We start from the raw sequence: 10,430 nt of genomic DNA, 5'->3' as shown, positions 1-10,430 counted from the left end.
TATGGTGGTACAGCACGAAAGTGGGGATGATCGACCTGAGAAATAGGTCGATCATCATGGGTAAAGGATGTTAAAAAGTGTTCACCATGTCCTTGAACACCTGTCTACCATGTCCCCGGTCTGTACACTCCCAAAGGGAGAGGGAGCTGTCACGGTGATGAAGGTAACAACGGTTGCCAACCTGTAGCACGCTACGTCCGGGATAAAATGGACTTACCGGGAACAGGCTCCACGGCCCAACACCGACTCTCTCAAAGGGAGAGGAGCTGGCACGGTGATGAAGGTAACAACGGTTGCCAATCTGTCGCACGCTACGTCCGGGATAAATTGGACTTACCGGGAACAGGCTCCACGGCCCAGCGCCGACTCTTCGCACTGTTTGCCGTTCGGCATCTGACACATTCTGAGCGTATCGCCGTTGAGCGAATGGGCAATGGTGGTTACCCCGCCCACGCTGGCACAGCTTTCGCTGGTAGGTATCGCACCAATATTGGCACTGGTGGCGATCTGCTGTGGTTCTTGGTCGTTATTGCTGCTGCAGGCAGCCAAAGAGAGTATGGCGCCGGCAAGCAGCCATTTTGCTGTGATCATTATTCATACCCCTGAACCGAAACGATGCTGTGTAATTTTGCCATTGCTGATAACCCGAGCCACTGGAACGATGGGCCCGTTTGGTTATCTTTGATGTCCACCCGTTGAGCTTCAAGTTGCCGCCTGCTCATCATCAAGCGGCAACCGGAAAGACAACTTTAGTAATCTAGCTTGTTAGCTTAATAATAGAAATATGATTAGCCATTAATTTGGCTTTTTTTTGACCTGAAAGCATTTCGCTCCCGATCAGTGCCCTGCCGACTTGGACAGCAGATTAATCACCAACACTCCGGCAATAATCAGCCCCATACCAACCACCGCAGGCAAATCCAGCTTTTGCTGGTAAATAAACACCGCGGCAATCGACACCAGCACGATCCCCAATCCCGACCAGAGGGCATAGACAATCCCTAGCGGCATGGTTTTTACCACCATCGAAAGCCCCCAAAATGCTACCGCGTAACCCAACACGACAAACACCGATGGCCACAAGCGGGTAAACCCTTCAGAGGCTTTCAGCAAGGTGGTGGCAATCACTTCGGCGATAATCGCCATGGCTAAATAGATAAATGCGGTCATTTTCAACTTCTTCTTTCTGTTTCGCGTCACATCAATATTAGGACGCGGAGATTAAATTAGCGTTACATCGCGGCAACGCTTTACCATTACGCTGCAAATAGTAATTATTTTTTAACGAAATATCACCTTACATCCAGATTTTGTGCGCCACACAAATGCGATAAAGCACAAATAACCCCCTCTGTTAGACTTTACTGATGATTATAAGAAGCTGACTTTTGCAGCTTTGTGAGCACAGAAAGGTACTGCAGATGATTACTACAGATGGTAATAACGCTGTCGCTTCCGTGGCTTATCGCACCAGTGAAGTGATTGCCATTTACCCAATTACCCCGAGTTCGACCATGGCGGAACAAACCGCTGCCTGGTCCAGTGACGGCAGGAAAAACATTTGGGGCGACGTCCCCAACGTGGTGGAAATGCAGTCCGAAGGCGGAGCCATTGCTACCGTGCACGGTGCGTTGCAAACCGGCGCACTTTCCACCTCCTTCACCTCGTCCCAGGGATTGCTGTTGATGATCCCTTCGCTGTATAAGCTGGCCGGGGAGCTAACGCCATTTGTCCTGCACGTTGCCGCTCGCACCGTCGCCACTCATGCATTATCCATCTTTGGCGATCACTCCGACGTGATGGCCGTACGCCAAACCGGTTGCGCCATGCTGTGCGCCAGCAACGTGCAAGAAGCGCAGGATTTCGCGTTGATCGCCCAGACGGCCACGCTAAACAGTCGCCTGCCGTTCATCCATTTCTTCGATGGTTTCCGCACCTCGCACGAAATCAACAAGATCGCCCCGCTGAGCGACAAAACGCTACAGCAGATGATGCCGCAGGACGCCATCGACGCCCACCGCAGCCGGGCTCTCTCACCGGATCATCCCGTCATACGCGGCACGTCAGCCAACCCGGATACCTACTTCCAATCGCGGGAAGCGACCAATCCGTGGTACGCCAATACTTACCAGCATGTGCAGCAGGCGATGGACAAGTTTGCGGCCATCACCGGCCGCAGCTATCAGCCGTTTGAGTATTACGGCCACCCGCAGGCCGAACGCGTGGTGATCCTGATGGGGTCCGCCATCGGTACCTGTGAAGAAGCGATCGACCATCTGCTGACGCGCGGTGAAAAAGTGGGCGTCCTTAAAGTCCGGCTTTACCGTCCTTTCTCCGCCAAACATCTGCTCGCCGTACTGCCGGAAAGCGCACAAAAAATTGCGGTACTTGACCGCACCAAAGAACCGGGTGCTCTGGCCGAGCCTTTATACCTGGATGTAATGACCGCGCTGGCAGAAGCCTTTAGCCGTGGCGAACGCGCCAGCATGCCGATGGTGATTGGCGGGCGCTATGGGCTGTCTTCCAAGGAGTTTGGCCCAGACTGCACGTTGGCCATTTTCCGCGAGTTGATGCTGGATAAGCCCCGCCCCCGTTTTACCGTGGGTATTTTCGACGATATTACCGGTCTGTCACTACCGCTCCACGAAGAAACGCTCCCTCAGCGGGCCTCGCTGGAGGCGCTGTTCTATGGTTTGGGCAGCGATGGCTCGGTTTCTGCCACCAAGAACAACATCAAAATTATCGGCAACAGCACGCCGATGTTTGCCCAAGGCTACTTTGTCTACGACTCGAAAAAGGCCGGCGGCCTGACCGTGTCACACCTGCGGGTTAGCGATAAGCCGATCAATTCGGCGTATCTTATCGACCGCGCCGACTTTGTCGGTTGCCACCAATGGCAGTTTATCGACAAGTATCAAATGGTGGAGCGGCTAAAACCTGGCGGTATTTTCCTGCTTAATACCCCTTATAGCGCGGATGAAGTCTGGTCGCGCCTGCCGCAGGAGGTCCAGGCGATCCTGCATCAGCGCCAGGCAAAGCTTTACATCATCAACGCGGCCAAGCTGGCGCGCGAATGTCATTTGGGTGCCCGCATCAATACCGTTATGCAGATGGCCTTCTTCCATCTGACAAAGATCCTGCCGGGTGAAGTGGCGTTGCAGGAGCTACAGGGAGCGATTGCCCGCAGCTACAGCAACAAGGGCCAAGAGGTGGTCGAACGTAACTGGCAGGCCTTGGGCGCCACGCTGAGTGAGCTGACGGAAATCCCGCTGCGCCCACTCGACAGCAACAGTCCGATACGTCCACCGGTGGTTTCCGACGCCGCGCCGTATTTTGTCAAAACCGTTACCGCCGTGATGCTGGCGGGGCTGGGCGATACCCTGCCGGTTTCTGCATTCCCGCCGGACGGCACCTGGCCTGTAGGCACCACGCAGTGGGAAAAACGCAATATCGCCGAAGAAGTGCCGATCTGGCAGCCGGACCTGTGTACCCAGTGTAACCACTGCGTCGCCGCCTGCCCGCATTCTGCCATTCGCGCCAAAGTGGTTCCACCAGAAGCCATGGAGTACGCCCCTGCCACGCTGCAATCGCTGGATGTAAAATCCCGTGATATGCGCGGCCAGAAATACGTATTGCAGGTCGCCCCTGAAGATTGCACCGGCTGTAACCTGTGCGTAGAGGTTTGCCCGGCGAAAGATCGCCAGAACCCGGAAATCAAGGCGATCAATATGGCATCCCGCCTCGATCATCTGGCAGAGGAAAAGGCTCATTATGACTTCTTCCTGCAACTGCCAGAGATCGACGCCTCGCAGTTGGAACGCATCGATATCCGCACCTCACAGCTGATCTCTCCGCTGTTTGAATATTCGGGTGCCTGTTCCGGCTGTGGCGAAACGCCGTATATCAAGCTGCTGACCCAGCTATATGGCGACCGGTTGCTGATTGCCAACGCCACCGGCTGTTCTTCTATCTATGGCGGTAACCTGCCCACCACGCCTTACACCACCAACGCCGATGGCCGTGGCCCAGCCTGGGCAAACTCGCTGTTTGAGGATAATGCCGAATTTGGTCTGGGCTTCCGCCTGACGGTGGATCAGCACCGCCGCCGCGTATTGCGCCTGCTCGATACCTTGGCTCCGCAATTACCTGCCCAGTTGGTGGCCTCATTGCAGGCAGACGAGATCGCCACCGGCCCGCGCCGCCAGCAGATCGCCGAATTACGTAGCCTGTTGGCTAACGTGGCAGGTAACGACGCCCGTCAGCTAGCTACCGATGCCGACTATCTGGTAGATAAGTCTATCTGGCTGATCGGCGGTGACGGCTGGGCCTACGATATCGGCTTCGGCGGTCTGGATCATGTGCTGAGCCTGACGGAAAACGTCAACGTGTTGGTGCTGGATACGCAGTGCTACTCCAATACCGGCGGGCAACAATCCAAGGCCACTCCACTGGGGGCCGTGACCAAGTTTGGTGAACACGGCAAGCGCAAGGCTCGTAAGGATCTTGGCGTCAGCATGATGATGTACGGCCATGTGTATGTTGCGCAGATCTCGTTGGGGGCGCAGCTTAACCAAACGGTGAAAGCGATTCAGGAAGCGGAAGCCTATCCCGGCCCTTCCCTGATCATCGCCTACAGCCCTTGTGAGGAACACGGTTACGATCTGGCACTGAGCCACGACCAGATGCGGCAGCTAACCGCGACCGGCTTCTGGCCGCTGTATCGCTTCGATCCACGTCGTACTGCGGAAGGCAAAGCCGCGTTGGCGCTGGACTCCCGGCCACCGAACAGTGAGCTGACGGCGACATTGAACAAGGAACAGCGTTTCCGCCGCCTCAACACGCAGCAGCCTGAGGTTGCCGCCGCGCTGTATGAAGCAGCAGAAAAAGAGCTGAAGGAGAAATATGATTTCCTAAGCCTGCTGGCTGGGAAGTCGGAGAAGGCAGCTTCGGAGTAACACTTTTGAGGGCGCGGTTTCGCGCCCTTTTTTGCTCTGGTTCGCCATGAAGAAGCGCTGCATGCTACGCCCATACAAACGATCGTGGTCACCTGAACACTTACGAGCTGTTTTTTAATATCAGTGAGCAAGTGTATTCGCACTCCAAGAGCCAGAAAAAGCGCTTTGCGGTTGCCCTGATGTAATCACACTGTTTTTGACGTGGAATGTCGAAGTGCCTTGGGAACATAACATGTAAATAACCATACTCCTCATCAAAGCAATCAACGAAATCGCTTCGGACTCCATTCCAATAGTTAACAATTCGACTTAACATTGGGCTATCAAAATCATACCAGCGATCGAACGTGTCGATTAACGCGCCCCAAACGACATTTTCATCCTCAGACCAGGCCAAAATCTTAAAGCATCGTCGAAAATAGTAGACCGTGGCCTCCAAGCTATCTGGATAGGGCTTACCGATATCTTTGAGGTATGCAGCAAAATAAGTTTGTACCTCTTCCCTGACTAAATCCTTGTCCAGCCCTAGCGAAGCCAATATCAGCAAATTGCTAGAAGGATCACCAGCCAATACCCTCTGTTCAGCCCAGTCAGTGAAGTCACGTAAGTTTTGAATGGTAAAATCAGGTCTCGTCTTTGCGAGGAGATCCTTTAAATCTGTTGCGATGCCAACCACAGTCTATCCCTGAATGGCTATGAGCCTTGACCTGACATTACCACAGCTCAAACGAATAATGACCAAATCCTCCCAGAGAATGCTAAACTTGCCCGCTAAAAGTGTCATACCGCCGTAGCGCACCCAAATGAGAACGAGCACGATTTAAATGTCAGAAAATCAAACAATTAGCCAAAAAGCTCAGTACAACCTGAACAAACTGCAAAAACGCCTGCGCCGCAACGTGGGTGAAGCTATCGCCGCCTACAACATGATTGAGGAAGGCGATCGCATCATGGTTTGCCTGTCCGGCGGGAAAGACAGCTATACCATGCTGGAAATCCTGCGCAATCTGCAAAAAAGCGCTCCGGTGAATTTCTCATTGGTCGCGGTGAATCTCGATCAGAAACAGCCCGGCTTCCCCGAGCACATCCTGCCAGCCTATCTGGAAAGCCTGGGGGTGGAATATAAGATCGTTGAAGAAAACACCTACAGCATCGTGAAGGATAAGATCCCGGAAGGCAAAACCACCTGCTCGCTGTGTTCACGCCTGCGCCGCGGTATCCTTTACCGTACCGCCACCGAGCTGGGTGCCACCAAGATTGCCCTTGGCCACCACCGTGACGATATCCTGCAAACGCTGTTCCTCAACATGTTCTACGGCGGCAAGCTGAAAGGTATGCCACCCAAGTTGATGAGCGACGATGGTAAACACGTGGTGATCCGCCCGCTGGCCTATTGCCGCGAGAAAGACATCGAGCGTTTCTCGGTAGCGAAAGAATTCCCGATTATCCCGTGCAACCTGTGTGGTTCACAGCCAAACCTGCAACGCCAGGTGATCGGCGATATGCTGCGCGACTGGGACAAACGCTACCCAGGCCGCATCGAAACCATGTTCAGTGCCATGCAGAACGTGGTGCCTTCGCATCTGTGCGATACCGAACTGTTTGACTTCAAAGGTATTCACCACGGCAGCGAAGTCGTCGATGGTGGCGATTTGGCGTTTGACCGTGAAGATATTCCGCTGCAGCCGGTGGGTTGGCAGCCGGAAGACTCGGATGACAACGGCTCGCCCGCGTTTGAACGCCTGAACGTGCTGGAAATCAAATAGTCCCTCTCTCCGCCTGTGCCCGCAGGCGGAGGTTTTTTCTCCGCTTAATGTTAGATCCTGTTCACAATTCACGCATAAAGTGCCTGACAGTGCGGCTTTTACCTTATACTGTTTATTTATACAGTCAAAGGAGACCAACGATGAATATCACCCCCTGCCTTTCCCACGTCTCGCTGGGAACCAACAATTTCGATGCCGCTGCACAGTTTTACGACCGGGTTCTCGGGGCGTTAGGCTGCCGACGCGTGCTGGAACACCCTGGCGCTATCGGCTATGGCCGTGACTATCCTGAATTTTGGTTGCAACTGCCGATAGATGGCAAACCCGCAGGCACCGCGAACGGCGTACATGTTGGCTTCTTTGCCACCAGCAAGCAGCAGGTTGATGAGTTTTATCAGCAGGCGGTAGCCGCAGGGGCACAAGAAGACGGTGCACCGGGGTCACGGCCACATTACGGTGCCGCCTATTACGGCTGTTTCGTCCGCGATCTGGATGGCCACAAGATAGAGGCCAGCTTCTGGGACGAAAGCGCGGCTTAGCCTAATCGAGGCGACGTGTTGTTAATTGGGCGATCTTGGACGGCATGTCGCTAACTGGGCGCAGCATGCAGCGCCCCTACGGAGTGAGCCGGTTGTTTGGGATTCGCCAAAGGGAAAAAAACATAAAAAAATGCCGGTGATTAAACCGGCATCGTATTGAATTAAATGTGCTATGCAATAATTCTAAAAATAAGTAAATAAAACAATTATGGAGCGCAACGCCCATCGCTTGACGTTGCATTCACCTGCGGGAGTAAGAATGCCGTAGTTCGCGTAAGCAAATGTTGATACTGCTCAACTTTACTCGCGTTTTCGCCACTATTTGTCGTTACAACCAGCGGCTACGCCTCAGCCACCAGGCAACGCCCCCGACCAATGCCACTAACATAAAGCAGAAAGAGGCAAACGCCAGCGGGCTACCGCTGCCTGGGATCCCCCCCAGGTTGACTCCGAACAGCCCGGTCAGGAAAGTGGTTGGCAGGAAGACCATCGCCATCAGCGACATGGTGTAAGTACGGCGGTTCATGGCATCGGCCATCACGGTAGTAATCTCATCAGACAGGATCGCCGTACGGGCGATACTGCCATCCAGATCATCTAATCCGCGCCCCAGGCGATCGGCAATGTCCTGCATGCGGCGGCGCTCATCGTCATTCATCCACGGTAGGCGGTCACTTGCTAAACGCGAGAAAACATCGCGCTGTGGCGCCATGTAGCGGCGAAGCACAATCAACTGTTTGCGGATCAGCGCCAATTGCCCACGCTCAGGGATTTGCTGCTCTAATAGTGCATCTTCCAGATCGATGATCTTGTCATGCAGATCTTCGATGAATTCACTGGTGTGATCGGTGAGAGCATCAGCGATTTCTACCAGCCAGTTACCGCTATTAATCGGCCCCTGGCCATTGCGCAATTCATTGACCACCTCATCGATCGAGTAGACCTTACGATGGCGGGTGGAGATAATCATCTTATCGTTGATATAAACGCGGAACGTCACCAGTTGGTCAGGCCGCGAGTCCGTGTTGAAATTGATGCCACGCAGCGTGATCAGCGTCCCGTCGCCCAACCGGGTGACGCGTGGTCGGGTGCTTTCCCCCGCCAGCGCTTGTCTTACCAGATCCGGCAGCAGAGGCGTGTTGGCAAGCCACTCGGCGCTGGCCGGGTGGGCGTAGTCCAGATGCAGCCAGCACGGCTCCTTGCTGGTGATCTTATCGTCATTCTCAATTGGCGTGGTGCCACCCTTGCCGTCGAGTTGATAGGCATAGACCGCGTCGGGCACCTGCAGTTCGCGCCCCTCAATGACATCCATTCAAAACCCTCATTATTTTGCCGTTGATACAGAGTCTAGCGTTATTGCCTTAGGGATCAAAGTGGCAACGCCATAACGGGATCTTAAAGTAAAAAGCCCCCGCGTTGGCGAGGGCTTGGGCAGGCGTCAGGACTCTGAACATCAATGTTTCAGAATATACATTTCCTGACTGTAGGCGACATCTTCTGGGTTAGTGATTGGGTAACCTTTCACCCAAGGCTTGATCAGACGCCCGTTGGTATATTGATAGATCGGGGCGATCGGAGCCTCGGCCGCAATCATCTGCTCGGCCTTGTTATAATCCGCGGTTAACGCCGTTGGATTAGTCTCGCGACTGGCATCGGTCAACAGACGGTCGTATTGCGGGCTGTTAAATTTGGCGATATTCCCGCTGTGTGAAGAGGTCAGCAGTGACAGGAAGGTCGAGGCCTCGTTGTAATCCCCCACCCAGGAGGCGCGAACCACGTCGAAATTGCCGGTGTTACGGCTGTCGATATAGGTTTTCCACTCCTGATTTTGCAATTTAACGTCAACGCCCAAGGTTTGCTTCCACATTGACGCCACGGCAATGGCAATCTTTTGGTGGCTCTCTGAGGTGTTATACAGCAGGGTCAATTTCAGGGGATGGTTCGGGCCATAACCTGCCGCCTGCATCAGCGCCTTGGCTTGCTCGTTCAACTCTTCCTGCGACTGTTGCTGCAGCAGGCTGGTTTCCGGCTTAAAGCCCGCAGTGACATCAGGGGTGAAGTGGTAGGCCGGTTTCTCGCCGGTGCCCAGCACTTTTTCGGCGATGATTTTACGATCGATAGCGTAAGACAAGGCTTTGCGCACCCGTACGTCATTGGTTGGCGCACGTTGGGTATTGAACGCGTAGTAATAAGTGCCGAGTTGATCCGGCGTGTAAACCTGGTCTGGGATATCCTTCAACAGCTTCTGGTACATGTTTTTCGGGAAGGATTCGGTAATATCGATATCACCAGCCTGATAACGCTTAGTGGCGTTAGATTCCTGGTTGATCGGTACAAAGGTCACCTTGGTCAACACCGTGTGTTTATGATCCCAATAATGGTTGTTCGGCACCAGTACCAGTTTCTCGTTAACCACTCGCTCTTGCAGTTTGAATGCGCCGTTGCCTACCAGATTACCCACTTTGGTCCAATCGTTGCCGTATTGCTCAACCACGGCTTTAGGGACTGGGAACAGGCTGAAGTTCGCCGTCAGGCTGACAAAATAGGGCACAGGCTTGTTCAACTGCACTTTTAGCGTATGGTCATCCACTGCCACCACGCCAAGCTTATCGATGGGGAGCTTACCGGCGATAATCTCTTCGGCATTCTGGATCCCGGCTAGCTGAGCAAACCAGGCAAACGGCGACAGGCTTTTCGGATCGACCAGCCGTTGCCAGCTATAAACGAAGTCTTTCGCCGTGACAGGGTCACCGTTGGACCAGCGGGCATCTTTGCGCAGCGTGAAGATATAGGTCTGGTTATCCGAGGTCTGCCAGCGGGTGGCGACACCGGGGATCACTTTGCCATGCGCGTCCTGATTCACCAGCCCTTCAAACAGATCGCGTGCCACCTGCGCTTCTGGTAGGCCCACGGCTTTAATCGGATCGAGCGACGCCGGCTCATCTTTGATGTGCCGCACGATCTCCTGTTTCTCCGCCAGAGCGGTACCAGGGGGAACCTGAGCTGCCATAGCACCACTAATACCCGCGCTGATGGTGACCGCGCAAAGCGTTAAACGAAAACTCGCCAGAATTTTTCTTCTCGTCATGTTAGATATGCCCCAGTTAACCCCATGAATTTTTTATCATATAGCACAAAGATGCCCGCCACCTATAGCCTGGCGTAACAAG

The 10,430-nt window shown here is 54.0% G+C and carries 8 protein-coding genes; 3 read left to right on the top strand and 5 right to left on the bottom strand.

What is annotated here, in order from left to right; translation table 11 throughout:
- Nucleotides 1-333 precede the first annotated feature (333 nt).
- Nucleotides 334-591, bottom strand: coding sequence for a DUF333 domain-containing protein (locus ACMV5H_RS13910; RefSeq protein ID WP_021177845.1), 258 nt, complete (start codon nucleotides 589-591; stop codon nucleotides 334-336).
- 246 nt (nucleotides 592-837) lie between these two features.
- Nucleotides 838-1,170 carry an SMR family transporter gene (locus tag ACMV5H_RS13905; RefSeq protein ID WP_059200914.1) on the bottom strand — a complete coding sequence of 111 codons (333 nt, stop codon included), beginning with the start codon at nucleotides 1,168-1,170 and terminating at the stop codon, nucleotides 838-840.
- 251 nt (nucleotides 1,171-1,421) lie between these two features.
- Here ACMV5H_RS13905 and nifJ point away from each other — a divergent pair, with 251 nt between their 5' ends.
- Nucleotides 1,422-4,955: a pyruvate:ferredoxin (flavodoxin) oxidoreductase gene (gene nifJ, locus ACMV5H_RS13900; RefSeq protein ID WP_414821987.1), complete on the top strand. Its 3,534-nt coding sequence runs from the start codon at nucleotides 1,422-1,424 to the stop codon at nucleotides 4,953-4,955.
- A gap of 100 nt (nucleotides 4,956-5,055) precedes the next feature.
- On the opposite strand, the gene ACMV5H_RS13895 is transcribed toward nifJ, so the two are convergent.
- Entirely contained in the window at nucleotides 5,056-5,631 is a 576-nt protein-coding gene (locus ACMV5H_RS13895; RefSeq protein ID WP_186486424.1) for a hypothetical protein, read from the bottom strand.
- Nucleotides 5,632-5,779: 148 nt separating this feature from the next.
- On the opposite strand from ACMV5H_RS13895, the gene ttcA reads away from it, so the two are divergent.
- Together ttcA and ACMV5H_RS13885 are read left to right on the top strand one after the other, a co-directional pair.
- Nucleotides 5,780-6,721, top strand: a complete 942-nt coding sequence (ttcA, locus tag ACMV5H_RS13890; protein WP_059200917.1) for a tRNA 2-thiocytidine(32) synthetase TtcA — start codon at nucleotides 5,780-5,782, stop codon at nucleotides 6,719-6,721.
- A 140-nt stretch (nucleotides 6,722-6,861) separates the two neighbouring features.
- A complete protein-coding gene (locus tag ACMV5H_RS13885; RefSeq protein WP_094981310.1) occupies nucleotides 6,862-7,260 on the top strand; it encodes a VOC family protein in 399 nt (132 codons plus the stop codon).
- 328 nt (nucleotides 7,261-7,588) lie between these two features.
- On the opposite strand, the gene zntB is transcribed toward ACMV5H_RS13885, so the two are convergent.
- Both zntB and ACMV5H_RS13875 read right to left on the bottom strand, forming a co-directional pair.
- Nucleotides 7,589-8,572, bottom strand: a complete 984-nt coding sequence (gene zntB / locus ACMV5H_RS13880) for a zinc transporter ZntB (protein WP_414821986.1) — start codon at nucleotides 8,570-8,572, stop codon at nucleotides 7,589-7,591.
- Nucleotides 8,573-8,713: 141 nt separating this feature from the next.
- The gene (locus ACMV5H_RS13875; protein ID WP_414821985.1) at nucleotides 8,714-10,348 is read right to left on the bottom strand and encodes a peptide ABC transporter substrate-binding protein; all 1,635 of its coding nucleotides are present in this window, start codon (nucleotides 10,346-10,348) and stop codon (nucleotides 8,714-8,716) included.
- Nucleotides 10,349-10,430: the final 82 nt, after the last annotated feature.

Source organism: Serratia sp. N21D137, assembly GCF_047530005.1.
GTDB classification, from domain to species: domain Bacteria; phylum Pseudomonadota; class Gammaproteobacteria; order Enterobacterales; family Enterobacteriaceae; genus Chania; species Chania fonticola_B.
This window is presented reverse-complemented; position numbering and strand designations above follow the sequence as displayed.

Excerpts from the sequence above, each read along its gene's own strand:
- ACMV5H_RS13910 (WP_021177845.1), bottom strand. The coding sequence starts at position 591 with ATGATCACAGCAAAATGGCTGCTTGCCGGCGCCATACTCTCTTTGGCT.
- ACMV5H_RS13905 (WP_059200914.1), bottom strand. The coding sequence starts at position 1,170 with ATGACCGCATTTATCTATTTAGCCATGGCGATTATCGCCGAAGTGATT.
- nifJ (WP_414821987.1), top strand. The coding sequence starts at position 1,422 with ATGATTACTACAGATGGTAATAACGCTGTCGCTTCCGTGGCTTATCGC.
- ttcA (WP_059200917.1), top strand. The coding sequence starts at position 5,780 with ATGTCAGAAAATCAAACAATTAGCCAAAAAGCTCAGTACAACCTGAAC.
- ACMV5H_RS13885 (WP_094981310.1), top strand. The coding sequence starts at position 6,862 with ATGAATATCACCCCCTGCCTTTCCCACGTCTCGCTGGGAACCAACAAT.
- zntB (WP_414821986.1), bottom strand. The coding sequence starts at position 8,572 with ATGGATGTCATTGAGGGGCGCGAACTGCAGGTGCCCGACGCGGTCTAT.
- ACMV5H_RS13875 (WP_414821985.1), bottom strand. The coding sequence starts at position 10,348 with ATGACGAGAAGAAAAATTCTGGCGAGTTTTCGTTTAACGCTTTGCGCG.